The organism is Pedobacter sp. (genome assembly GCF_040513095.1).
GTDB lineage: Bacteria > Bacteroidota > Bacteroidia > Sphingobacteriales > Sphingobacteriaceae > Pedobacter.
On sequence record NZ_JBEVDX010000144.1, the window covers coordinates 83,012 to 108,437 of the forward strand.

General features: G+C 42.5%; 26 protein-coding genes and 1 pseudogene. 12 read left to right on the forward strand and 15 right to left on the reverse strand.

Going from position 1 to position 25,426, the window contains the following annotated elements; all coding sequences use genetic code 11:
• The first annotated feature begins 33 nt into the window (after positions 1–33).
• Positions 34–1,329 (forward strand): MgtC/SapB family protein, encoded by a 1,296-nt coding sequence (locus ABWY16_RS16400; RefSeq protein ID WP_353905732.1) that lies wholly within the window; start codon positions 34–36, stop codon positions 1,327–1,329.
• Here ABWY16_RS16400 and ABWY16_RS16405 read toward each other — a convergent pair.
• The 9 genes from ABWY16_RS16405 to ABWY16_RS16445 form a co-directional block, all read right to left on the reverse strand.
• Positions 1,326–2,804, reverse strand: a complete 1,479-nt coding sequence (locus ABWY16_RS16405) for an alpha/beta hydrolase-fold protein (RefSeq protein ID WP_353905733.1) — start codon at positions 2,802–2,804, stop codon at positions 1,326–1,328. The two genes, ABWY16_RS16400 and ABWY16_RS16405, sit on opposite strands and share 4 nt — an antisense overlap.
• A gap of 68 nt (positions 2,805–2,872) precedes the next feature.
• The gene (locus tag ABWY16_RS16410; protein ID WP_353905734.1) at positions 2,873–3,328 is read right to left on the reverse strand and encodes a PA2169 family four-helix-bundle protein; all 456 of its coding nucleotides are present in this window, start codon (positions 3,326–3,328) and stop codon (positions 2,873–2,875) included.
• Between the two features lie 150 nt (positions 3,329–3,478).
• On the reverse strand, positions 3,479–3,961 hold the full coding sequence (locus tag ABWY16_RS16415; RefSeq protein ID WP_353905735.1) for a MarR family winged helix-turn-helix transcriptional regulator: 483 nt from the start codon (positions 3,959–3,961) through the stop codon (positions 3,479–3,481).
• A 12-nt stretch (positions 3,962–3,973) separates the two neighbouring features.
• Positions 3,974–4,474: a GNAT family N-acetyltransferase gene (locus ABWY16_RS16420; protein ID WP_353905736.1), complete on the reverse strand. Its 501-nt coding sequence runs from the start codon at positions 4,472–4,474 to the stop codon at positions 3,974–3,976.
• Positions 4,475–4,567: 93 nt separating this feature from the next.
• Positions 4,568–5,137, reverse strand: a complete 570-nt coding sequence (locus ABWY16_RS16425) for a TlpA family protein disulfide reductase (RefSeq protein WP_353905737.1) — start codon at positions 5,135–5,137, stop codon at positions 4,568–4,570.
• 529 nt (positions 5,138–5,666) lie between these two features.
• Complete coding sequence (locus ABWY16_RS16430; protein WP_353905738.1) at positions 5,667–6,581, reverse strand: helix-turn-helix domain-containing protein; 915 nt, start codon at positions 6,579–6,581, stop codon at positions 5,667–5,669.
• A 51-nt stretch (positions 6,582–6,632) separates the two neighbouring features.
• Entirely contained in the window at positions 6,633–7,442 is an 810-nt protein-coding gene (locus tag ABWY16_RS16435) for an SDR family oxidoreductase (protein ID WP_353905739.1), read from the reverse strand.
• Between the two features lie 114 nt (positions 7,443–7,556).
• The gene (locus ABWY16_RS16440; RefSeq protein WP_353905740.1) at positions 7,557–7,964 is read right to left on the reverse strand and encodes a cupin domain-containing protein; all 408 of its coding nucleotides are present in this window, start codon (positions 7,962–7,964) and stop codon (positions 7,557–7,559) included.
• 95 nt (positions 7,965–8,059) lie between these two features.
• Positions 8,060–8,545 carry a nuclear transport factor 2 family protein gene (locus ABWY16_RS16445; RefSeq protein ID WP_353905741.1) on the reverse strand — a complete coding sequence of 162 codons (486 nt, stop codon included), beginning with the start codon at positions 8,543–8,545 and terminating at the stop codon, positions 8,060–8,062.
• A gap of 197 nt (positions 8,546–8,742) precedes the next feature.
• On the opposite strand from ABWY16_RS16445, the gene ABWY16_RS16450 reads away from it, so the two are divergent.
• The 3 genes from ABWY16_RS16450 (at position 8,743) to ABWY16_RS16460 (ending at position 10,585) form a co-directional block, all read left to right on the forward strand.
• Positions 8,743–9,165 carry a hypothetical protein gene (locus ABWY16_RS16450; RefSeq protein ID WP_353905742.1) on the forward strand — a complete coding sequence of 141 codons (423 nt, stop codon included), beginning with the start codon at positions 8,743–8,745 and terminating at the stop codon, positions 9,163–9,165.
• Position 9,166: 1 nt separating this feature from the next.
• Positions 9,167–9,745, forward strand: a complete 579-nt coding sequence (locus ABWY16_RS16455) for a Crp/Fnr family transcriptional regulator (RefSeq protein ID WP_353905743.1) — start codon at positions 9,167–9,169, stop codon at positions 9,743–9,745.
• 66 nt (positions 9,746–9,811) lie between these two features.
• On the forward strand, positions 9,812–10,585 hold the full coding sequence (locus ABWY16_RS16460) for an SDR family NAD(P)-dependent oxidoreductase (RefSeq protein WP_353905744.1): 774 nt from the start codon (positions 9,812–9,814) through the stop codon (positions 10,583–10,585).
• Between the two features lie 116 nt (positions 10,586–10,701).
• On the opposite strand, the gene ABWY16_RS16465 is transcribed toward ABWY16_RS16460, so the two are convergent.
• From ABWY16_RS16465 to ABWY16_RS16475, 3 genes are all read right to left on the reverse strand, one after another.
• A complete protein-coding gene (locus ABWY16_RS16465) occupies positions 10,702–11,280 on the reverse strand; it encodes a Crp/Fnr family transcriptional regulator (protein ID WP_353905745.1) in 579 nt (192 codons plus the stop codon).
• Between the two features lie 205 nt (positions 11,281–11,485).
• Positions 11,486–12,493 carry a helix-turn-helix domain-containing protein gene (locus tag ABWY16_RS16470; protein WP_353905746.1) on the reverse strand — a complete coding sequence of 336 codons (1,008 nt, stop codon included), beginning with the start codon at positions 12,491–12,493 and terminating at the stop codon, positions 11,486–11,488.
• A gap of 35 nt (positions 12,494–12,528) precedes the next feature.
• Positions 12,529–13,506, reverse strand: coding sequence for an aldo/keto reductase (locus ABWY16_RS16475; RefSeq protein ID WP_353905747.1), 978 nt, complete (start codon positions 13,504–13,506; stop codon positions 12,529–12,531).
• A 275-nt stretch (positions 13,507–13,781) separates the two neighbouring features.
• Here ABWY16_RS16475 and ABWY16_RS16480 point away from each other — a divergent pair, with 275 nt between their 5' ends.
• The 8 genes from ABWY16_RS16480 to ABWY16_RS16515 all read left to right on the forward strand — a co-directional run bounded on the left by ABWY16_RS16480 (position 13,782) and on the right by ABWY16_RS16515 (position 20,908).
• A complete protein-coding gene (locus ABWY16_RS16480) occupies positions 13,782–13,958 on the forward strand; it encodes a hypothetical protein (RefSeq protein WP_353905748.1) in 177 nt (58 codons plus the stop codon).
• A gap of 99 nt (positions 13,959–14,057) precedes the next feature.
• Positions 14,058–15,434 carry a glycoside hydrolase family 28 protein gene (locus ABWY16_RS16485; RefSeq protein ID WP_353905749.1) on the forward strand — a complete coding sequence of 459 codons (1,377 nt, stop codon included), beginning with the start codon at positions 14,058–14,060 and terminating at the stop codon, positions 15,432–15,434.
• A gap of 208 nt (positions 15,435–15,642) precedes the next feature.
• Positions 15,643–16,008, forward strand: a complete 366-nt coding sequence (locus ABWY16_RS16490; RefSeq protein WP_353905750.1) for a VOC family protein — start codon at positions 15,643–15,645, stop codon at positions 16,006–16,008.
• Between the two features lie 416 nt (positions 16,009–16,424).
• Positions 16,425–17,597, forward strand: coding sequence for an MFS transporter (locus tag ABWY16_RS16495; RefSeq protein ID WP_353905751.1), 1,173 nt, complete (start codon positions 16,425–16,427; stop codon positions 17,595–17,597).
• Positions 17,598–17,945: 348 nt separating this feature from the next.
• Positions 17,946–18,788, forward strand: coding sequence for an SDR family oxidoreductase (locus ABWY16_RS16500; protein WP_353905752.1), 843 nt, complete (start codon positions 17,946–17,948; stop codon positions 18,786–18,788).
• Positions 18,789–18,816: 28 nt separating this feature from the next.
• On the forward strand, positions 18,817–19,824 hold the full coding sequence (locus tag ABWY16_RS16505) for an SDR family oxidoreductase (RefSeq protein WP_353905753.1): 1,008 nt from the start codon (positions 18,817–18,819) through the stop codon (positions 19,822–19,824).
• Between the two features lie 9 nt (positions 19,825–19,833).
• Positions 19,834–20,322, forward strand: a complete 489-nt coding sequence (locus tag ABWY16_RS16510; protein WP_353905754.1) for a DUF4142 domain-containing protein — start codon at positions 19,834–19,836, stop codon at positions 20,320–20,322.
• Positions 20,323–20,584: 262 nt separating this feature from the next.
• Positions 20,585–20,908: a DUF3175 domain-containing protein gene (locus ABWY16_RS16515; protein WP_353905755.1), complete on the forward strand. Its 324-nt coding sequence runs from the start codon at positions 20,585–20,587 to the stop codon at positions 20,906–20,908.
• Positions 20,909–20,982: 74 nt separating this feature from the next.
• Here the strand turns inward: ABWY16_RS16515 and ABWY16_RS16520 are convergent, their stop codons facing one another.
• From ABWY16_RS16520 to ABWY16_RS16530, 3 genes and pseudogenes are all read right to left on the reverse strand, one after another.
• Entirely contained in the window at positions 20,983–22,968 is a 1,986-nt protein-coding gene (locus ABWY16_RS16520; RefSeq protein ID WP_353905756.1) for a beta-L-arabinofuranosidase domain-containing protein, read from the reverse strand.
• Positions 22,969–22,976: 8 nt separating this feature from the next.
• Positions 22,977–24,947 (reverse strand): beta-L-arabinofuranosidase domain-containing protein, encoded by a 1,971-nt coding sequence (locus tag ABWY16_RS16525; RefSeq protein ID WP_353905757.1) that lies wholly within the window; start codon positions 24,945–24,947, stop codon positions 22,977–22,979.
• A 56-nt stretch (positions 24,948–25,003) separates the two neighbouring features.
• Positions 25,004–25,426: pseudogene (locus ABWY16_RS16530) on the reverse strand (hypothetical protein); the annotation flags it as partial.

The window sequence follows — 25,426 nt, forward strand, 5'->3', positions numbered from 1 at the left end:
AACAAATGGAATATACCAACCTAACAACAACCTATGGAAATAAGTAAAGAATTTTTAAATATCAACCCGGGTCCTGTTGCTTTAAAAATAGCAGTGGGTGTTGGCATAGGTATGCTGGTGGGCATGGAAAGAAAATGGTCACATAAAGAAGCCGGAATCCGAACATTTTCTATAATTGCATTATTGGGTGTATTATCAGCGGTGATCGGCCAGGACATGGTGATCGTTTCCATGGTTGGGGTATTCTTATTGGTGATAGGCCTTAATACGCGCAGCCTGAAAGTAGATAATACTTTGGAGATAACTACTTCAGCTGCGCTTATTGTAGATTATCTTTTGGGTGTGCTGGTAGGTTTAGGACATATCTTCACTCCTGTTGCCGGAGCGATTGTGATGACCATGTTACTGGCATGGAAAATTGAACTGAACCGCTTTGCCGGTGGGCTAAAACCCTTCGAAATCAGAAGCGCAATTCTTCTGGGTTTGATTGGTTTTGTAATCTATCCCCTTATGCCCGACAATTATATTGATCCCTGGAATTTACTGAATCCCAAGGACGCATGGCTGAGTGTGATAGCGATCTCGGGCATTGGATTTGTCAATTACGTTTTTCTACGGATCTTCAGTACAAACGGCCTCTACTGGGGCGCCATCTTTGGCGGACTTGTGAACAGCACAGCTACAGTTGCTGAAATTAGCGGCAGAGCTGAAAGCAGCGGGCTAACATCAAGAATTACAATCCTGTGTCTCCTTACCAATATCGCTATGTTTGCCCGGAACTTACTGCTGGTGGGCATTTTTTGCCCTGCAGCATTGCCGGCAAGCCTGCTCCCACTAATAGCAATGTCACTGGTGTCGGGATTTTGTATCTGGCTGGATCTCCGGCAGGAAGGTGTTGTTGAGAAAAAAGTTATTGCTACTGCTGCCCCGCATCTTGACACACCTATTTCGCTACAAAAAGTACTTACATTTGGTGTCCTGTTTGTATTTATACAGGTTGGCGGTACTTTGTTAACGAGAATTTTTGGAAGTTATGGGATGCTCGCAACAGGCGTATTTGGTGGTTTAATCAGCAGTGCAAGTACTACTGCTGCTGCTTCAACCATGGCTGGCCATGGACAAATCAGCGCTTCTGTAGCAGGTAGTGTGGCTATTCTCTCTTCATTAGCCAGCGCTGTGATCAGTTTGCCGATTATCTGGAAAACTGTAAAAGACAGAGGTCCCGTTAAGAAATTCACAATAGAGCTTGTTGCAATTGTCATTGCCGGTACTGCAGTTGTTTGGCTGGACAGGGCTTTCGAACTGACAGAAAGATTTATGCGGTTTTAATTTTTAATGACGTCCTGTTTCTCTAACCACAGCTGGTGCCTTTTTTCTAAAAATTCCTTACCTGCCTTCATGTTTTCCGGCAACTCAACAAGAAAGTGGTCGGCGTTATAATAGGCAAAAACGAAAGTTGAATTTAACTTTTGCATTTCACTGTCCAGTAGTTTAACCGAATGGTTGAGGTAAAAATTATCATAAGTACCCACACTAACCATCACTTTACCGTCAAGGTCGCCTTTCAGCTGGTTCCAGTTCGTACGCAGGTATAGTGAAATATCATAGTTCTTCCAATGGTTGAAAACAGTGGTATCAATTTCCCCGGTGAGATCATTACATATCCGCAGTGGCTGGCCATCCGCACCCTTTTTGCTGAAAACAGCATCAAAAGAATGCATTTGCTCACCACGGTAGATAACCTTCTCCATCTGATAAGTATTACGCATGCTAAACCATGGAAAAACGCCATCCACTGTACCTGTCTGATTCAGGGAACCGTCTTTTCCATAAAACATGTTCTGATGATCATAAAGGTTAACCCTTTCAAAACTCCGGAAATCTACCGGATCCGGTGAACTGGACCAGCAGCCATCGAATACTTTAGGATAATGTGACTGCAGCCATAATACTGACCATCCGCCACTGCTATGTCCATAGAGAAATCTGGCTCCGTCACACCGGTAAGTCTTCTCTACTGCAGGTATTAACTCTTTAGTCAGGGCATCGCCCCAGGGGCCATTATTGTCACTATTGGCATAAACACTATGTCCCAAAGCACATTCACCATCCAGATAAACCACAATGCAGGCTGTCGTATCCATTAAAGGTGCCGGCTTTGAATATCCTGAATACCTATGGTAATTGCCCCCATAACCTGATACCTCATACCTTACCGGAAATTTCCTCCTTGGTTCAGTATAGTATTTCTCAGGCAGTAGCACTGCTGCACTAATAGTTTTTGATCCATGATGAAATTTACTTAATAAAACCGAAGGCACTTTAAATTCTTTGGCATACTGAGTATCCTTAAATACAGTTTCAGGCAGTATGTTGCCCGCCTGAATGGTGAATATTTTAGAAACGTCTTTGGTAAAGTTGATTTTTTGCGTAGCAGCAGATAAATTACCCGGACTTTCAGCTATAGACCTGCCTCCAAAATTTCTGTCCCACACAACCTGTACATAATATTCGCCCCTCTCCATATCAGATAGCGCTACAGGAAAAGCTATTGCCTTATCATCAATGATCACCGGCACCCCTGCTTTTACATTTTTAACATATACCCTCAGGCAAGGGAAAATATCCAGTCCGGCAATTCCACTTTTTGGGTTTGAATTGGTTTTAGACAGATAAACCAGGATGTTGCCTGTAAAAGGCTGTTTCAGCAAAGTATCAGGATACATCACGCTAAGTTTTTGTGCCATGACAGTACCTGTCACAAGAAACAGCATAGCGATAGAAAGGGTTATATTTTTCATCATAGGACGGAATCCAAAAATAAAAAAAAAGGCCACCAAAAATGGCGGCCTTCAAAAATTTTTATTTTAGACTATAATTTTGCAGTATCACGCAGAGCTTTGATTTGATCATGCGCTGCATTAATTCCAGTTGCCTGGCTGCTAACTACCTCTAGCGCATTAGCTGAAAGTTCTCCGCTAGCTAAGGCATCTTTGTAAGCTTTCTTAATCGCATCTTCACCGCGTTCTGCTTCTGAAAGGATACTTGCACGATCGCTTCCGCCAAATAAGGCTTTTACGTCAATCCATGCGCGGTGTAATGTTCCGCTTACACTATTACCAGTTTCAATTTCATCTGCTGAACCAACAATTGCTGCAAGTTCCTGTCCGTTTTTACGGCTCTGTTCTGCGTATCCAAGAAACAATTCTTTAAGGTCGATATTTTCGTCTTTAATGTCAGCAGTTGCTTTTTCGAAACCAGCTACTCTGTCATTATTAATTTCAATCAGGTCGTTTATTACTCCTGTTGCATTTCCTGTAGTTGCCATAATGTTTTTTCTTTTGGTAGGTTATTGAGTATACAACATCATGTTAACCGGATTGTTTTCAGCAATGCAAAATGGATTGCCTTAATGAGTTGTTGATCGCAAACATCATTAATTAAAAGAGGCCCTGAAACGTTGGCACATTACTGCAAATTATCCTTTCGTCAGCACAATCTCTTTTGCCCTTTCAAAGAAGCTTTTTTGCTGCAACTGCTGCTCCACCTCAACAATGGCCTTCAACAGGTTATTTTGTGTATCTGTCAGTTCAGTAACTGCTGCAATTATTACTCCCCAAACAGGCTGCATCTGTTCCACTAATCTTTTTCCTTTATCGGATAGTTGCAGCAAGCGTTTCCGTTCGTCATGCTTGTCCTTCCTGGAGCGGATCAGCTTTTCTTTTTCCAGTTCCTTCAACAGCGTAATCGTGGAAGGATGGGAATACCCGATTTCAGTTGCCAGCTCAACAACGCTCAATATGGGTTTAAGATGTAATGTATAGATCACTGGGAACCATTTGGGTTCAAAGTTGATCCCATGCTCTTTGTAAACCAGGAAGCCATCTTTCCTGATCTGTTCGCTGAGGCGTTGCAGACGGGTTGAAATTGCCAGTATACCCGATTCATCAATTACATTCATTGTTTTTTTTGTTTAAATGCCTAAATGTAAGTGATAAAATTTGTTGTCGGCCATCATCCTCGGAAAATAAGATGGAAGGTCTGTTACAGGTATGTTATTAAAATTGTTTTTCTCGTAAAAGCGGTGTGCAGCTTTCAACATATCCACAGTGCCAAGATAAACATCGGTTATGTTGTGTTCTTTGCAGTACGCCAGAAGAGTTTCCAGTAATTTTTGTGCGACGCCATATCCCTTGCCTCTGAAGTCCTTTTTCACAAACATTTTGCGAAGGGCACATGCATTGTGCCCGGTATTTATAAGGGCAATGGTGCCTACCAGTTCGCCGTCGATCTTTGCTCCCCAAAAATTTCCACCACGATGATGGTAGTTGGCTTCAATATCCAGCAGGTCAGGCTGCGCTTCTATAGTGATGGGTACATTAAATTCAATTTGCTGGATAGGGAGGATCAGGTCGATTATTTCTGTGCAGTCGTCATTGAATACAGGGGCGATAGTTAAATTGACAGTATACATATATTCTCCGTTTTATTTATGTTCAAATATACGTAGTTGAATACATAAGTACAAGATTACCCTGATACTTTTTTCCAGAAATCGCTCCTCTTATTAGTTAGCCATTGCTTTTGTGCGTTCTACAAATCTTATCAATTCCAGAGCACTTTCCCCTGCAGTCTGTTTTGAATTGAAACCTGCAAACTGATACCGGATAATTCCTTTTGCGTCAATAATAAATTTCGTTGGTATACCAGGCATGTCGTACATAAGGTATAATTTATTTTGCAGACCGGAAGGACCCGTCTCGTCAAAAACGACATGGAAGTTGTAGTGGTTTTTTTTCAGCTGCGCCTTTACGACCTGGGGATAATCTGGAGATGTTTCCCTTGTATCAATAAAAAGGAAGACCACGTCCTGATCGCCAGTGAAGTGATTCATCGCCTTTTCGATACCCGGAAAGCTTTGCTGGCATGGGACACACCAGGTGGCCCAAAAGTCAAGTACAATTACTTTACCTCTAAAATCTGTCAAAGAAACCACTTTCCCTTCGAGATCTTTCAGATGAAACTCCGGCGCCGGCCGGCTGAGTACGGGAATACTATCTTTGGGCATCGGACTTGCATCTGCAAGCCCAAATGAGATCAGGACGATAGTGATCACTGCAATAATTTTTGACGGCATAACTAACTGTTTTATTATATCCATCAAATCTCGCCCTGATTAACCTGAGTTAAAAATCAACTGAATCATAAGTGTTATCATCAGGCTGATAAATAATTAATGTTCTATTTGCTAAGGGATCAGATTTAGAACTTAGACTTCTATATTTATTGGGCGGGATTTTCTGAAAAGCAATAAATTGCAAGAATGAGCCGAAAATAGCCATATGAAGGGTAATATTGTGCTGGAGGTTCCGGGATCAATTATCCAGAACAGATTTATCTTCTGTGCTTAACAGAAACGCCTCTAAACCAAAGTATAGAAGCGTTTCTGTTTTACTGATTTTAACAAGGTGATGTTCCCTGTGAATTATCCTTTAGGTGTTGCTGACGCAACTTTAACCTGTGCTTTTTTGATTTTTCTAGGTGTTCTAGCTTTTGCCGTAGCAGCTGCTGCATTCGTTTCTTTTCCCATTTTTGATTTAGATTATTATAAAGCCGGTCTTTTATGTGCTGACCAACTGCTGCAAGGTACACTAAATAAACAAGCTTTAATTAAAGCTTGCCCTAAACTCCAGTGGGGACAGATTGGTCTTTGCCTTAAACAGCTTGCTAAATGATTGAGGATGCTCAAATCCCAGCTGAAAGGCAATTTCACCAACGGTAAGATCGCTGATAGTCAAAACTTCTTTCGCTTTTTCGATCAGCCTGATGTGGATGTGCTGCTGGGTATTGTGGCCCGTTAGTGCCCGTAATACATCACCTAAATATTTTGGTGAAATATTCAACTTCTCTGCAAGAAACTGAACTGTTGGCAAGCCACGCATCAATGCCGTTTGGTCATTGAAATATGTATCCAGTATCTTATCCAGATTTTCAAGCAAGGCGTTGTGAATTGGCTTCCTGGTGATCGCCTGCCGCTTATAAAACCGCTGACAATAATTCAATAGCAACTCCACCTGTGAGATCAACACGTCCTGACTGACCTCATCTATTGCAATTTCCAGTTCTTCGCCAATACTTTTACCGATAGCACTAATAGTCGCTTTTTCTTTACCAGAGAGGTGTAACGACTCATTTACCGAGTATTCGAAAAACCCGTAAGTTTTAATTTTTGTATCCAGTGGATAATTCCTTAAAAAATCTGGGTGGATCAGCAGCGTAAAACCGGAACTCGCTTCAGCCGTCTCTATGCCAGCTAAGGGTTGACCTGGTGAAGTGAAAAACATCCCTCCTTCCTGAAAATCATAGGTTGTTTGTCCGTATTTCATCCTGCAGCCGGCCGATTCATTATAGGTTATGTTGTATAAATTCATTACAAAGGGTTGTGAAAGCATCTCCTTTGTGATTTCTACCTTGCTGTAGTCAAGCATGCTGATCAGCGGATGCAACGGTTGTGGCAAACCAAAAGCGCGCTGCATTTCCGCTATCGTTTGAAAGACCCGTAATTTATTCTTCTTCTCCATAAAAAATCCTGCCGGTAAATATCACCAAAGATAGCTACCGGCAATTTAAATTTAAATTCCCTGATTAGCGTTAAGCATCTCTCTGATTCCAGATCTGAAAGCTTCATCGCCGTTTTTAAGCCGCTGTGCATACAGGTTTATAGCATCTTCGCCGCAGACATAACGTAAAGTATCCTTACCGTCGGTAGCTGCACCATAAACGACTTCTGCGATCTGTTCTGCAGTTGTAACGTTTTCTCCATGTGCTATAAGGGCCGCAAATTTGCCCATCAAGCTTTCGTAAGCCGGGTGTGAAACCATTACCGAGCGGTCTCCGATTTCCGTTGCTACCAAACCAGGTTCAATGGTTTTAATGCCTACGCCAATTTCAGCCAGTTCGTACGACAAGCTTTCGCTCCAACCCTCGAGTGCCCATTTGCTTGCATCATACATTGAGCTTACTGGAAATCCCATTAAACCAGCAGAAGATCCTGTCGTAATAAACAGACCGGAACCCTTTTCGCGGAAATATGGAATAAATGCCTGAGTTACCCTCACAACGCCAAAGAAATTGGTTTCCATCTGGCTGACTATCTGCTCTTCTGTAATCGCTTCCAGAACACCCAGCAAAGCATAACCTGCGTTGTTGAAAACTACATCAACAGGGCCTAATGCCAATGCTTTTTGCGCCGCTGCTTTTACCTGTTCCACATTGGTTACATCCAGGGGAAGCAAAGTTATGTTGTCAATAAGGTTCAGTTCTTTTTCATTTTCCGGCCTGCGCATTGTAGCGATTACATTCCAGCCTTTCTGTGCAAAATATTTTGCAGTAGCCTTACCTATACCTGCCGATGCTCCTGTAATAAATATTGTCTTTGTCATTCTTTCTTGTGATTAATTGAATGCAAATCTAATCCTGCAGCTTAAAAGCTTTGTGGCTAAACCGGAGCATCTTGTAGCCAAAATGATAAGTATGGATAAATCCGGATTTAAAGTTTACAACGCTGAATATGTTTCCTCGTCTACAGGCTCAAGCCATTCAGGTTTGCCTGCAGTGATGGCAAGATGTTCAAACCAACTGTCTTTTGCAGCACCATGCCAGTGTTTCACACCATCATGCGTCACTACCACATCTCCAGGTTTCAGGAACTGTGCAGGCTGACCTTCTTCCTGGTACCATCCTTCACCTCCGGTCACCAATAATAACTGGTAGCCACCACGGTGGATATGCCAGTTATTTCTGCAACCAGGTTCAAAAGTTACATTTCCAACACTAACGTTTATATCAGGGTCTGCTATTAAAGTTTTTAAATAACTTTGTCCTACAAAATATTGTGCATAAGCGTCATTTTTTTCGCCGGCGGGAAATATCACACCTTTTTTAACTTCTTCATTTTTTGCCATGGTAGCTTCGTTCTTGATCTATACTAATAATCGTACAAATGTCATGCTAATTCCGGCGCTTGCCATTATACAGATTACAGGATTCCTTACCATTATTACTGATTCTTCATTTTAACAGGCCTAACCAATGTTGAGAAAGTAAGTGATCCCATCTTCCATTTGCCATTTTCCTTCAGGTATACCTCTGTCACCATAAAAGCATGGACTACTTCCTTTCCTCCCACCACAGCTAGAAGATCAATATCGTTCAAAAGGATTGCTGTGTTTCCAAAAATATTAACTGAGGCACCATAAACCTCTGCCTTTTTGTACCAGATGAAGCCATCTTTGATGGTATTGAGTTCCTGTGTTTTTCCCCAGCTTCCCCCCATATGAACAAATACGCAGTTTTCAGCGAAAAGCCCTTTCAGTGACTCAACGTTTTTATCTGCCATCCATTTCCACTTGGTACCGGACAGATCGAGTAACTCCTGTTCTTCTTTTACACTGCTGGTTAAGGATGTTGCAGGCAATTTTGCCTGAGCGTGTGATACCTGTATGGTTGCAATACAGAGCATCAGTCCGATTATTAGTTTTTTCATTGATTAGATTTTGATAATGATATTTTTAAAGCTACTGTTAACTCACAATACAAATCTATCAGCTAAATGGTCAGAAAGTGTATACATCTTCCTGATAATTATACCATTATTACCGTTGCGCAAAGGATCATGAAATCTGCGACTATTCTTCCCGGCACTATTGAAGAAGAGTCGGCTTAGCTTTCATAAAAAGTATTATGACAGAGAATCTTTTATTAAACTACTTTAATTTTCTGTTGAAGACTAATGCCGAATTTTGGGATATGGAAAATATAAAAGAAACAGTAGAACGCTACACAGACGCATGGAACAAAAAGACAGCAGCAGAAGTGAAAGCCGCTTTTGCACAGGTCTTAGCGGATACCATCACTTATCAGGACAAGAATACTCCATTGGTAACAGGAATTGATGCATTTGTTGATCTTGTAATGTCCTCTCATGAGAAAATTCCCGGCCGTACCTTTTCCCTATTGACTGAGCCGGAGTATTTCCAACATCATTGTTATTACTCCTGGGGCATCAATATCCCCGGTCTTGGTGAATTTGAAGGCAGGGACTATGCCGAGTATAATGATGAACACAAGCTGACGAAGATTATAGGATTTGTTCCTACCTTGTAGGATGCCGTCTGTTGAACACATATTTGCAAACTTTGCCCTACATGTTAGTCTCAATGCCGAAGAACAGAGGTACATACAGTCTGTTCTTCAGCGTAAGATATTAGACAAGAACAAATTGCTGTTAGAGACCGGTGAGACCTGCCGTAATCTTTATTTCGTAGACAAAGGTTGCCTGCGTGTCTTTAATCGGGATAAGGAAGGTTTGGAGCATAATGTTCTGTTTTGCCCTGAAAACTGGTGGGCGGCAGACATGACAAGTTTTTCGGGTCAGGTGCCAGCCTACTATAATATCGCAGCTCTGGAAACTACAGAACTATTTTATATCAGTTACCAGGCTTTGGAGCAATTGTATATTGATGTGCCCAAAATGGAGCGCTTTTTCAGAATACTCGCCCAAAATGGTTTCAGTTTATATCAGCGCCGCGTTAATGCAATCATCTCCAGATCTGCCGAAGAACGCTATTTGCAGTTCCAGCAGCTTTACCCTAAACTTGAACAGCGTATAGCCCAAAAACACATTGCCTCGTATTTGGGTATTACTCCTGTTTTTTTGAGCATGATCCGCAGGAGGAATGGGTAGCTACTGTGACATTTATCACAAGTATTTTGCTTTAAATGTCCTTGTCAGTTCTAAATAACTTGCCAGATGTTTGTCCGTAAATATTTAGATACCATGAGATTAAAAAATAAAATAGCCGTTATTAGCGGCGGCACTAGTGGCATAGGTCTTGCCATTGCCAAAAGTTTTGTCGAAGAAGGCGCAGAAATCTTCGTTTTCGGAAGAAGAAAAGATGCCTTGGATGAGGCCGTCAGAATTATTGGCGGCAGTGTTACAGCAATACAGGCGGATGCCTCAAAACTTACAGACCTTGATCATGTCACTGATGTGGTCAAAAAAGCAAAAGGTAAAGTAGACATATTAGTATCTAACGCAGGTTTTACTGAGCAAGTACCACTTAGTCAAATTACAGAGGATCACTATGACCGCACATTCGATTTAATGGCAAAGGGACCGCTTTTCCTTACTCAAAAGATGCTCCCGCTAATGCAGAGCGGAGGTTCGATCATACTCGTTGCATCAGCAATGCATTATATGGGACTTGCAAATCACTCCACCTACGCTGGTGCTAAAGCTGCGTTACGGTCATTTGTCCGCACCTGGGCCGCAGAGTTTAAAGACAATGGCATTCGTGCCAATCTTTTAAGTCCGGGGCCATTTCCAACAGCAATCATGGAGGCGCAGGCAGCCAGCCCGGAAGATCTTGCCCTGCTCCATTCGCATTACGCGGATTACGTTCCAATGCTCAGGCTTGGACGAGTTGAAGAGGCCGCCTCAGCCGCGGTATTTCTTGCCTCAGATGAAAGCTCTTTCATGACAGGATCTGATTTGGTTGTAGATGGGGGGATAAGCAATATTTAATATCCCGATTTTTGGAACCTTCCTATCCAATGAGCCCGGTAGTTGGCCGGGCTCATTCTATAAGATTTAACGGTAATATCTTATTAAGGGAATTTAATGTTCTCCGACACTGGAAGTTATTTCTGAACCGACTGGCTTCTTACGCGACTTAATGTTTCTCTGGAAACACCCAGGTAGGAAGCGATCATATGCAAAGGAATACGATAAAACATGTCCGGAAACTGTTTCATAAAATTCTGATACTTTTCTTCTGTGTTTAAACTGATGGCATTGATGATCCTCTTTTGAAAGGCATCATAGCTCCTTGCTAGAAGGCCGTCTATGAATTTTTTTAAGTTGGGTATTGTAGTCAGCAGACGATCAAAATCAGGCTTATCAATTAAGATGACCTCACAATTTTCCATAGCATCTATATTATATTCAGACGCTTTGTCATTGTTATAACTTTCGCGGTCGCTGATCCACCAGTTTTCTACTGCAAATCTTATAATATGCTCAGATCCATCGTCTCCAACCTTGTACATGCGGAGGCAACCTTTTACAACAAAACAGTTGTTGTGGCATACATCCCCTTCCTGAAGAAGATATTGTCTTTTTCTGATCGTTTTTTCAATGGAAACCGCCCGAACCGCATTTATCTCGTCAGCAGTAAGATTCGCTTTCTCCTTTAGATATTTTTCGAACTCTTCAAACATACTGTTCCCTTTTAACAAAAGTATTCAAAATCGTTCGGATGGCAATTCCCCCCTATAAACATGGTATAGATGTGACCAAATCTGGACTTCATCCAGCTGATCCTGGTACTGAAAAATAGTTTGAAGACTGGCCCATGCCGTAAGTGACTTTAGGAAATGAGATCGTTAATCAATAATTTTGTCCGTAATAATATAGCTGCCAATTTTAATTGAAAGACTGCCTGAACTCCAAAGGCGAGAGCTTTGTCTTAGTCTTGAAAAGTTTGCTGAAAGATTGTGAATGTTCGAAGCCCAGTTCATAAGCAATTTCCGAAACGGATAGATTTGTCATCGATAATTTTTCTTTGGCTCTTTCTATGATTGCATTCTGAATGTATTGTTGCGTATTTAGTCCTGTCAATGAACTCAACATATCACTCAAATAGCGTTGCGATAGCTGCAACTCTGTACTGATGTATTTCACGGATGGCAAACCGTTTTTCAAACTTTTTTCACCTTCAAAATAAATATGCAGAAGATTGTCCAGAGAAGTTACGATGTCGTGATTAATTGCTTTTCTTGTAATGAATTGCCTGTTGTAAAAACGATTGCTGTAATTTAATAACAACTCTAATTGCGACACCAAAACGTCCTGGCTGAAATTGTCAATATTGTTGTGTAGTTCATTGGCTATAATAGCAAATAAACTGGCTATAATCTCTTTTTCTTTGGCTGATAAAAACAAGGCTTCTGATACATCGTAAGAGAAAAAGCCATATTGATTTATTGTGGCTCCTAAAGGATAATTCCTTATAAAGTCCGGGTGAAAATACAAAGCGGTTCCCTCATAGCTTTCAATGTCTTCTGGTGGATAAACGATTTGTTTAGGCTTCAGAAATGCCAGTCCGCCTTCTTCAAAATCGTAATGTGCTTGTCCATATTTTATTTGTCCGATGAATGTCGGTTTGAAGGAAACTTTATAAAAATCGAAGCTTGTTTTTTGTCCTCTTGGAAACACGTCAATTGAAACATTATTGTAATCAACCAATGCAATCAATGGATGCAATGGCGCAGGAAGTCCCAATATCCGCACAAGTTGCGATATACTTTTTATATGATTTATGTTAGCCTGTCGTTGCATTTTCCTGGTTACAAATGTAATCACTTTGTTATGGGCGGGGAATAACAATGTTTGTGTAAGTTTTGTAAGCAAGCCTATTAGTAGCTTGCCCACAAAACTTATTATTGCTCATACGCTGCTTCTACTTACTATCTGTCTATTTGTTTTTCTAAAACTTCGGGATAGCGGTCGCCTACAAGTGTAATTCCATTTACTGTTGTTTCAATTTTCGTAAGTTCATCGGCTGTTAATACAATAGTTGCACTGCCAATATTTTCATCCAAACGATTTAGTTTTGTAGTTCCTGGTATTGGCGCTATCCAGGGCTTTTGAGCTAAGAGCCAAGCCAGTGCTAACTGTCCGGTTGTAACATTTTTTTGCTTAGCGATCCCGGAAAGCGCATCCACTAAAACCAGATTGGCTTGTATGTTTTCTTCGCTGAAACGGGGAATGATATTTCTCCGGTCTACATCCGCTAATTTGGACTTTATAGAACCTGTGAGAAAGCCTTTGCCCAATGGGCTGAACGGAACAAAACCAATTTCTAACTCTTCTAAAGTTGGTATGATCTCGTTTTCTGGTTCGCGCCAAAACAAAGAATATTCACTTTGCAATGCTGAAACAGCTTGAATTGAATGTGCCTTGCGAATAGTCTTCGCACTAGCTTCCGATAAACCAAAATATTTTACTTTACCCTCTTGAATCAGGTCTTTCACTGTTCCTGCAACATCTTCTATCGGAACATTCGGGTCCACCCTATGTTGATAAAGTAAGTCAATATAATCTGTTCTTAACCTTTTTAAAGATGCTTCGACTACCGATCTTATGGTTTCGGGTCTGCTGTCCAAACCTGTTGTTGGTCTGGCATCTTTACATCCAAATTTCGTTGCTATTACAACATCTTTTCTAAAAGGCTGTAATCCTTCGCCAACAAGTTCTTCATTGGTATAAGGTCCGTAAGCTTCTGCGGTATCAAAAAATGTAATACCTCTTTCAACTGCGTTACGTAAAAGTGCAATGGCCTCTTTCCTTTCAAGTCCTTTGCCGTCCAAAAAGTTTAAGCCCATACAGCCAAAACCCAGTGCGGATACTTCTAATCCACTATTCCCTAATTTCCTCTTTTGCATAATTGTAATTTGAATTGTTTCTGAAACTGAATAGATTTCAAGTACAAACTTCTTGATTGCCGTACTGGAAAAAGTAGTTCAATTGGTATTTGTTGTAGTCCAATTTTCATTCGTTATTATACATTTTAAAGGAATCCGCGACAGCGATTTCCATTGAGGGCATTGAATTTAGCGGTATATATGACCTTTTCAACAATGCAAATTGACCTTTCCAACAAAAATATACTCTTCCACAAGCCCGACATTTGAATCAGTTTAAAATGAACATGATTACAATGAAAACAATCGATCAAATTTATATCAATGGCGAATTCGTTACAACACATGGTAACGAGACTCTGAAATTATTAAATCCTGCAACAAATGATGTTATCGGTACGGTAAGACTTGGCGATGAGGATGGAAACGAAGTTGAATTTTCTGCAGCTCAGCTTAAAGTGCATAACTGTTAGGCCGGCATCATAATGATGTCATAACATGATTTGATTGCAGCTTTACCATCAAAATTTATATTTTTGACGTCTTGTAGATTTAATCACAATACACAATTCATGAACATTATTAGCCGTAAAATCAGATCCCGCTTTTCAAACCTTATCCTCAGATCACTGTTTATCATTTCGCCTTTTGCATCTCTCGCACAGCATACCAGCTACAATATTGAGAAGCTTGGTGCCAGAGGAGACAACAAGACTGTAAATACCAATATTATCAATCAGACGATCGCCAAATGTGCCGAAGAAGGTGGTGGTACGGTGATTGTACCTCAGGGTGTCTTTCTTACTGCTACGCTCTATTTGAAAAACAATGTAAATCTCCATTTGAACAAGGGAGCGGTTTTGAAAGGCGTATCTGATATAGCGCTTTATCATTCCTTTGTTCCTGAAACAGACCTCTCAAAATATAGTACAATAAGCACAACCGGGAACAATTCAAATAGTGCCTACGATACCGTGTGGATGAAGGCATTGATAATCGCGCAAGGCATAAGTAAGGCAACAATTTCCGGAGAAGGACATATTGACGGCGACCATGTTTTTAACAGTAAGGGCGAGGAAGGCATGCGCGGTCCGCATACCATCGTGATAGCAAACTGCAAAGACCTGAGATTTGAAAACATTACTATTGAAAAAGCTGCTAATTATGCTGTGCTCGCCTACGACCTGCAAAATTCAGTTTTCCAAAACGTAAAAATTCAACAGGGCTGGGACGGAATCCATATCCGCGGCGGCAAAAATATACTTTTGAAACAATGTGACCTGCAAACCGGTGATGATGCCATCGCTGGCGGGTTTTGGGAAAATTTCCAGGTGCAGAACTGCAGTATCAATTCAGCCTGCAATGGGATCCGAGTGATTATGCCTGTAAATGGATTTTTCGTAAACAATTCCCGTTTTACTGGTCCTGGAAGATACGCACACCGTACTTCCGGCGCAGAGCATCGTACCAATATGCTGGCAGGCATCTATATTCAGCCAGGAGGCTGGGGTTTGGTGAAGGGCGATATTGAAGGTGTCCGTATTTCGAACCTGAAAATGCATAACATGAATAATCCGTTTATCTTTGAATTGCATAAAGGAAATAATGCACAAGACATTGTTGTTGAGAATATAAATGCAGACTCCATCAAAAACCCTATCGCTATACACAGCGACAGCGGATACAATTACAAGAGCGTTCTCTTTAAAAATGTATCGATTCATTATATCACTCATTCCAACACAGCTGCACCATGGGCTTTAGGAGCATCCAATGTTGAGGAGCTGCGGTTAGAAAATGTTAAGTTCTATGCCAGTGGTGTTAAACCGAAAACCGCTATACAACTTAAAAACATAAGTACTCCTACGTTTTCCAAAACGAATATTTACAGTGCCGATCACACAGAAGAGGTAAATGCTGAGAGCAGCGGAATGATAAAATCCAACTAAAATCAATCTATGAGCATATAATTTCTTCGCTTGTTGAAAAGTTTTTCTACTCGATTTACATTATTATTTTAGTTTTGATCTATAGGAACGACCAGCTTATCAGACATATACCACAGCCAAATCGGATATGTATATTAGGGCAGACCTACCAACGGTATTCAACGCAATACGCAAAACAAACCGACAGGAAAAACAAGACACCAAATATATGTTAGGACTCAGAACAACAATTTATAAAGTTGGAGACATTCAAAAAGCAACAGAATGGTACTCAAAAGCATTTGAAACAAGCCCTTATTACAACGAACCTTATTATGTCGGCTTCAATATTCAAGGATATGAATTAGGACTTCAACCAGAAGAAAATCCGACTTTGGATAAAACTGAGAGTGTAGTTTCATATTGGGGTGTAGAAAATATCCAGGAAACTTTTGAGCGACTTGTTGAATTAGGAGCAACCGAGAATGAAAAGCCATACAATGTTGGCGAAGATATAATGACCGCAACAGTCAAAGATCCATTTGGAAATGTTATTGGCTTAATTTACAATCCGCACTTTCAACTAAAAGACTAGGCAATGGCTTCTGAACAAAATTTTGTGGACTTTGTTGTGGCACAGATAAATTATTTATTAAACCAACCATTTCGGGAAGAGAATTTATAGGTAATGTTGTTGAAGCACCACCATACGAAGGAGCAAAACCAGGTTTTTTGATAGGAGAAGAAATAGAAGACAGTGATTGGCTAAGTGAACTGGTCACAATTTAACTCAAAGAATTACCATCACCAAAACCAAAATCCAGGAAGTTATACCCATATCCAGAAAGTTTACTGCACCCTGAACACTTATTTTGCATATGAATAAAGCAGCAGAAAAATGAAACCTCTACAGACCAGGTGGTGGTCATTGAACTATACAGATCAGGACTGCCAACTTTCTGGAATAACTTGGTTGTAGTATAATGATCACCACTCTATATTGATCTATCGATGCAGATTACCACATCAACAACGCTAAAAGCCAAATATGCTACAAAAATAATATTTTTAGTCTGTGGACTGGGTATCTCCAGCTGGGCTCCAATGGTTCCATATGCTAAAGAGCGCCTTCATCTAAATGACAGCAATTTGGGCATACTCCTTCTGATGCTTGGTCTTGGCGCTATCGCAACGATGCCACTGAGCGGAATACTTGCCCATCGATACGGCAGCAGAAAAGTCATTTTAGTAGCTGCAATTGTAATGGCAGTTATGCTGCCTCTACTCCTTTTAATAAACTCTGTGATAGTCATGGGCATAGTCGTTTTGATTTTCGGTTCTGCTGTCGGCACCCTTGATGTAGCAATGAATTCGCAAGGCGTCCAAGTAGAAAAAATGTCGCCAAATCCTATCATGTCATCATTACACGGCTTATTCAGTGTCGGAGGTTTACTTGGGTCATTGGGTCTGGGATTTTTAATGAAATTAGGCCTGAGCCCTGTAACTGCGGCTGTAGCAATTGCTGTTTTGCTGATTGTTATAGTTGCATGGAAATATAAAGACCTGCTTACAATTGAAATGGAACATTCAGCGGCACAGGATAATCCAAGTAAGACGATCGAAAAATCTTATATATGGCTCAATAAATACGTGATTTTCCTTGGACTAATGTGTTTTGCTGTGTTTTTATCTGAGGGTGCAATGCTCGACTGGAGCGCAATTTTCTTACGTGAAAACAGGAATATCGAAGAGTCACTTACCGGGATAGGTTATGCAGCTTTCTCTGTTGCAATGGCAACGATGAGATTGGTTGGAGATAAACTAGTAGCCAGGTTTGATGGAAAATCAGTTGTTGTAACCGGGTGTATCATTGCGGCATCAGGATTGCTGCTGGCAGTTTTTGCACCCTGGCTTTCCGCATCGTTGCTGGGCTTTATCCTGCTAGGATTGGGCGCCGCCAATATTGTTCCCATATTCATCAGCGAGGCGGGGACAATTAAAGATGTTCCTGCAGCACTGGCTATTCCTGCGATAACAACTATCGGATATGCCGGTCAGTTAGCGGGACCAGCAATTCTTGGATTTATTGCACACACGTTTTCTCTGGATTCAGCCTTCTGCTTTATTGCCAGTTTGTTATTTTTGGTTGCTATTCTTTACGGCTGCAAACGAAAGATCGCTTAGTCCTTTGTTGGCTGTTAAAACACCCAATTCTTCATTTCATGCTTACCGGTTTTTTACTGTTCTGCCAATCTTTGCAAGTATATCGGTTGAAATGAATTAAATAACTATCAATTTATTGCGCTGCATTCAGTCCTGTGTGAGGGTTCCAAACCCAATCGCTTACATTTCACATACCACAGATATTAATTCACGAAAATTTAAACAAATAAATTTCCCGTCAGTTTACCATTCCATACGAGGCCTCATGAAACGCTATAGAATTAGAAAGATGGCCAGCCTTTATGAGCCTTGCGTAAACATAAACGGGTTTACAAAGCCCCGTATCGCAGACAATGGAAAATTATAACTATGGGAACACCAAAAAAACAAAACCGGCAGCCCGGCATCGAGGCAGAAATGAATCCGGCACCAGAATATATAAGAAAGAATTACACCGGCTCTAACAAACTGGTAGATAAAGTTGCCTTAATTACAGGAGGAGACAGTGGCATAGGACGTGCTGTCAGTGTACACTTTGCCCGTGAAGGTGCCGATATTGCCATTGTTTATCTCGACGAGGATATAGATGCCGAAGAAACCAAACGATTGGTTGAAGCTGAAGGAAAAAAGTGCCTTGTGATCAAAGGAGATGTTAAGAAGGCCAGGTTTTGTAAAAAAGCAGTAAAAGATACGGTCTCAAAACTCGGAAAACTAAATATTCTGGTCAATAATGCCGGCATGCAATCACCACAAAAAGACCCGAAAGCGATTGACGAAAAGCAGTTGGATGATACCTTTCGTACCAACATTTTTGCCTACTTCCATTTCGCTAATGAGGCTTTGGAATACATGAATGAAGGTGACTGTATTATCAACACCACTTCTGTGACAGCTTACCGCTCCTCGCCCAACCTGATCGATTATTCCTCAACCAAAGGGGCGATTACCAGTTTTACCCGATCGCTGGCTACAAACCTGACGGATAAAAATATCAGGGTCAATGCGGTGGCACCAGGACCGGTTTGGACACCATTAATTGTAGCCACCTTCGATGAAGAAAAAATAAGAGATTTTGGCAGCGAAACCGCGATGAAGCGGGCCGGTCAACCCTCAGAACTTGGACCTGCCTACGTGTTTCTGGCATCAGACGATGCCTCATTTATAACCGGGCAGGTTATTCATGTAAATGGCGGCGAAGTTGTAAATGGATAAAAAACGAAACTACCTCAAGAAAACCAATATGAACGAACAAGACAAAATTACCAGACGGCAGGTGATTACGGGTTTAGGAACCACGCTGGCCGCAGTAGCAGTATCTCCGGTATTAGGGAGTACAAACATTGGCACCAATGCTTATGATGGTGCGGCAAAAATCAGTGACCCCACAACACTGTACCCTAAAGCTCCATTTAAAAGCCAGCCACAGCCATGGCCTGGCCTACAAAGTAAAATGGACCCGGTACCTGATTGTGGTGAAACCAGCTATAAGGGTTCTGGGAGATTAATGGGCCGGAAGGCTTTGATAACCGGGGGCGACTCTGGGATGGGTCGCGCGGCAGCAATTGCCTATGCCCGGGAAGGTGCAGACGTGGCAATTAATTACTATCCTACTGAGGAGCAGGACGCCAAGGAGGTGATTGCGCTGATCAGAAAGGAAGGCCGCAAAGCCATTGCCATTCCCGGCGACTTACGCAGCGAAGAATTTTGTAAACAATTGGTTCAAAAAGCAATCAGCGGATTAGGTGGGTTAGACATTATTGTTAATAATGCAGGACGTCAGCAATCTGTTAATTCCCTTACCGATCTCAGTACCGAAGAGTTCGATGCAACCATGAAGACAAACATTTATGCGCCTTTCTGGATCATTCGCGAAGCCTTGCCTCATTTACCAGCCGGCTCCGCAATCATTGGCACCACTTCCGAACAAGCATACGATCCTTCTCCTGATCTCTATGCCTATGCACAAACGAAAGCGGCTACCATGAATTATGTGAAATCACTGGCTAAACAACTTGGTCCTAAAGGCATCCGCGTAAACGGAGTTGCTCCAGGTCCTATCTGGACAGCATTACAAATCAGCGGAGGTGCTCAGCCAGAAAAACAGCAGATGTTCGGTAGCTGGACAATGCTTGGACGACCAGGGCAGCCTGCAGAACTGGCTTCTATTTATGTACAACTAGCAGCAGCGGATGCCAGCTTTGCAACCGGCCAAATTTATGGTGCATCAGGCGGTGTAGGACAACCTTAATCAGTTCATATGAAAAAACTACTTCTTATTGCAGCAGTTTGCAGCGGCTTTGCTGCAAAAGCGCAAATCCCACAGCCCGATCCTGATACTACCACCAGACATTTCCTGGTCGTAGCTAGTATCAAGAACTTACAGGAAATCAGCGCCGGTGAGCAGGCGTTCAAAAAGGCAAAACGTGCAGAAATTAAAGCTTTTGGACAAATGATGGTTAAAGATCATGGTGCGGCCGAAAAGCAATTGCTGCAACTTGCCGAAAAACGTAACATAGCATTACCTGCTGCTGCAATTGGCGGCATTAAGGCAGATCCTTTGCTTGGAAATGCGCCCGATTTTGATTCGGCATATGTACACGCCATGTCTGCAGGGCACCAAAATACGGTACAGGTCTTCCAGAACTATGCAACTACGGGAAAGGATCCAGCGGTTAAAGCCTGGGCGCAGCAAATGTTGCCAAACCTCAAAATGCATTTGGAACATATCAAAGCATTAGAAAAATAGTGTATTCATCAACAATATACCCTCATCATCAAAAACTGGTGAGGGTTTATTTTTGACAGGCCTAACTACTACCTCTATATCCGCTACATAGGAACATGGTGAGAAGAATTGAGTTACCTGTTGCTATGTGCGGCGGTATATCTCAGGTAAAAATCAAAAGAATGGCGACTTATACGGTAAAGTGGCGAGGTTTATACTTTTTAAAATTTTTCTAAAAACAAACCAGGAATTTCCAGATTATAATCTTCTATAGAACAAGCTTATGAAGACTAAAGAAAAGAAATCAGCAAATAAAAAGGGCGACAAGAAGTGGTCTGCTGACGTAACGGAAAATAGTGACGCGATGGATCTGAAAGAAAATATATTCGAGTCCAAGAGCGCTGTCAAAATCGCAAAATCTCTGAAAGAATCAGCAGAAAACAGTGAAAGAAGAAAATCAGGCCCCTACCGTTCCGCAATGTCTATGCTTACCTTTTATATTAACAGAGCTGGGAAAAACTTACCGGCCGCCCAGAAAGAAGTGCTGGAAAATGCGAAGGATGAACTCCGTAAAGCTTTTGGCAGGGAGCCGGACAAGAAAAAATAACCCATTACTGGAGAATATTAACTTACCCGGCACTCTGTAATTTTGATCTGGTAAAAAATGAGCCAGTTCACAATTTATTTCCTTCCAACCAGAGGAAACTGCGTAACCCGTAAAGTGGTACAGCCATAGGGAACTAGCATGATATCTTCTTCCTGCTGACTACTTTCCAGTCCATAAATATGGCTGTAAGGAAGCGGCCCTGCCATATCATTATAAATCTTCCAGGAAGGTATACGTTTACCCTTGGTTTTGATCATTATCGGCGCATTCTCCTGATTCCAGGGATATAGGCTCTTCTTGCCGGTATTCACCACTTTGAAATACTCATTCAGTTTTTCGCTGCTCACATCATACAGCCCGTAATTCCATGGTGTAGCGGGAAGGACTTCTGTGTAAGATGTTCCATAGGTTGCTGCATCTTTGGTATTTTCAACCTTCCGGGAATCCTCGCCAATTTTCAAAGCGTAGGTAATTGGCCCGCGTTCAATAGCCATGGAGTTTTCGTACCATTTGCTTTTTGCAATATGCATAGGCAGCACCAATTCTACGACATCGCCGGATTTCCACAACCTTTCTACCTGTACTACCTGATTCCCGGCTGGTTCCGAAAAAGCCTGACCATTCACTTTGATGATCGCTTTTGTACACCAGTTAGGGATACGGAGATGCAAGGGAAACTTCAGCTGTTTACTAATGCTAAGGGTAAACCTGATACTTTCATCAAAGGGATAGTTGGTTTCCTCGGTAATGGTAACAGGCACATCTCCTACCTTTGCAGTAACCTCGCTTGGTGAATAAATGAGGGCCGCAATACCCTTGTCGGGTGTCAGATACCAGAGGTTTTGCGTAAACTTTGGCCAGCCCTGGTGCATATTGGATGTGCAGCAAGGATAACCTGTCAACAAGCCATAGCAGATATCTGTGCCACCATGGTTGTCGCCAAAATTATGCATCTGCCGGGTCAGCATCACCTGGTTGGCCTGCTGGAAATACTGATGGGTAGCAAAGTCATCAGAGATTTGCGTAGGCAATGCATTGAATGCAATTCTTTCCAGTTGGTCAGCATAATCAACATCGCCGGTAACCTGCACTGAACTTTCCATCGTAAACATCATTTCCACAGCAGAACACAGTTCAGAACCCTGGGTAGGGTTATTGCCATGTAAGGCTTCATCCCCGCCATACATTCCGTTGGCAAAGCCATCATAGGTACGTATATCGTTAAGGCCTTTTTTCATAGCATCCAGGTATCGCTTCTCCGGATGGGCCTGGTAATAAATCAGGGGCTCTTTCATTCCTTCAGCCAGATTAACGGTATGAATGCTACCCATCTGCTGCAACATGTTAGTGTTTGCAAAGGCATTGGTAAAATCAAAGGACTGTTTGTGGATCAGGTCTCCAAGCTCCAGCAGGAATTTATCACCCGTGATATTATAGAGCCAGTAGACTACCATCAGGTTATCTCCGCCCCGGTATTTTGCCCAGTAGGTCCAGTTATCCAGCGGTTTTGAGGGGAGTTCCTTCAGCTGGTATTTGAAGTAATTGGTCATGAGGGTGATCACCCTTTTATCACCGGTGGCAGAATAATACTGCTTTAAAACTTTGAGCATCACCATCTTTGGCCACCAATCGCGACTATTATCGCGCTGCAAGCCTTCTTCCTCCGGGTAATCTTTTGACGGTCCAAAGTATCCATCGGCAGTCTGGCTTTTGAGCGACCATTCCACCCAGGGCTTAACCTTGGCGATGAGCTCCTTGTCGTTCAAGATATAAGCGAGTGGCAACAGGCCGTCAATCCAGTAGGGGCCACGCTCCCATTGATCGCCGTCACCGCCCAGCCAGCCGTTCCTCTGGTTCATCAGGGGATAAAGATTATCAAGGTTGCCTGTTGCACCATTTTTCTGTCGGATCAGCATTTCCTGCAGCCAGCCCTTGGCCCTGATGGCACCCAGCGGTAATTCCTGATAAGGTGCGGCTATTAAACCGGCTTTAGGCGGGGTATATTGTGCAAATGCGCCAGTGGCGGCAAAAAGTAGCGGAAGTATATAGCGAACTTTCATTTTATCATCTATTTTGTAGCGGCCTGATTGTATGTTCTAAGCAGATCCGGAAATATCGTCAGTCTTAATTCGGTGGTGCCCAGTGGCACCAGCGTTATCTTTTGCACTTTGCCCTTATCAAGTACCGAGGGCAGCTGAGGGGTATAAGTTTCACGGTACAGCGACCAGTTCCTGATGGTCACCGCATCCAGAGATAGCTTTACCGGTGTAGTTTCAGGGTTCCATGGAGCTGAAAAATCTTTAGTTTGTTCTACAGTTACAACTGCATTTTCAACAGGAGCAACATTCCATTCAGATACTGGAGTTTTAAAAGTCGAGCTAAAAGTAACCCCAGCATCAACCTTAGTATCCTTAATGGTGGTTTTTGCTCTTACTGGAAGGGCATAAACCAGCGGTCCTCTTTCAAAGGCAATTCCGTTTTCAGGCAAATATACAGGTTTCACCGACATGGGTAAAACCAGCTCAACAAGATCACCATTACTGTAGGTACGGCCCAGTTCTACAAATGTACCAGCATTACATGCCAGGCCGGACGGCTTGCCATTGATCATCAACTTTGCACTGTCACACCAGGCCGGTATTCTTAAAATCAGGGCAAAATCTGCTTTTTTAGCCAGACCAACGCGAAAACGTACATTCTGATCAAATGGATAATTTGTTTCTTCGGTTATGCTTACTTCGCCTTTTACCTGTTTAAGTTTGGTATGGAAAACTGAGGCGGAGTACAATGCGGCTACAATAGCATTATCTCCTTTTTTCATCCAGGCGCCAGAGCAAAATACCGGCAGCATCCGGTTAATGTTACCGCCGCAGCATGAAGGACGGTGATTGATCTTGAAGGCCGCCCGGTCCCTGCTGTTCATGTACCAGGGTTCGTGGTCGTTCCAGTGACTGGACAGCCCGTCAGCAATTACCTGATTGGGGCCCGAATAATACTGGTACGACTTGAAGTCTTTCGCCACAGAACCCATTCCTGCATTGAAACAGATTTTTTCTATCAGATCACCCCACTGGGCATCACCTGTGGCCTGCAACAGATAGCTCAATGCCCATTGCATATCACTGGCCGTACAGGTTTCATGTACCTCATTGCTAAAGTTACCATCATGAAGTTCGTTCCCGGATGGCAAACCATCTACTAGGCCATGATATTTATACAGTTTGCGGACACCATTAATTGCCGCGTCGAGGTATTCCTTTTTGCCAGTACTGATATACAGGATGATCGGAATTTTAAGATTTTCACTGTAGCTCACCGCATGAGAACGTGGTACCGCGTCATTAGCCAGGGCCTGGATGGAGTACTGTCCCCCGGGCGCACAGAAGGTGGTGTAAGCAGTTTCTGCTTTATCAATAAAAAATTTATCTCCCGTCTCCTGGTAGATCCAGCAAAGCATTTCTACATGCAGGATCAGGCGGTCTTTAAAAAAGTCGTCCTGACCAGGGACGCCGCTTAAACTGGCATATTTTGGTGAATGATAATTGCGTTTTAAAGCGTTGATAATCTTGGGATCACGGGTGGCTTCGTACTCGGCCATTACTGCGCGGAAAAACACCACCTCCGGCCATAAAAAGCTGATATCCTTTGGCCCGATAAAACCGGTACTGTCGGGATGGCTGATCTGAAAGCTGATCCAGTCCTTCACTTTTTGCTGTAAGGCTTTATCTCCAATCAGGTAGCCACAGCGCAGTGCCCCGTCGGCCCAATAGCCTGTTTGCTCGTATTGGGCCCAATCGTCCATCTTCTTCGTTGCCGCTTCTCCCCAGCCTTCTTTATCAAAGGGGTCTCCCGCCACGGCCATGTGGCTGGTTAATCCATCCCTTTGGGTTTGCAGCATAGTTTGCAACCAACCACGGGGTGCCATACTGGTAACGGGAGTTTCCTTAAACACCGCATAATTTTGCTGGGCAATGCTCTGCAAAGAGCTGCAGCACAATGTGCCCAGCAATAAAATATGATTAATATTGAGCTTCTTCATTCAATTCTATTATCTTGTGTTATCAAGTTATATGACCTTCTTTATCCAATTAATTCTTATAAAGCAGGTTTAAGACCTTCATACTTTACCGTCCAGGATCCATCTTTAGGAAAACCGGGTGCAGGTCCGTTGCTTCCATCCCAGCCGGCAGCCATCATCGCCACCGCATACAGCAGTCCTCCATTACTTGGGAAATATGGAAATGGCGAAACTCCGCCGCCAGACAGCCCATGTTCATCCCAGGTAAAACTTGGATAATTCAGTAAAAAGTCCACTGCTCTGTCAGCGTGGCCTAAACGTGCTGCACTCATGGCCAGCATCGGGAAATCCCATCCCCAGGTATGTTCAAACTTCCAGTTTTTTTCTACCGCAGTCAGTGTCCTGTCCATGGTTGGCTTGTCTACTCCATCACCTGGAAGCATGCCGTAGGCACCAATCAGGGCTGGATGCTCAAAATTATAGACAGACCACATGTGATA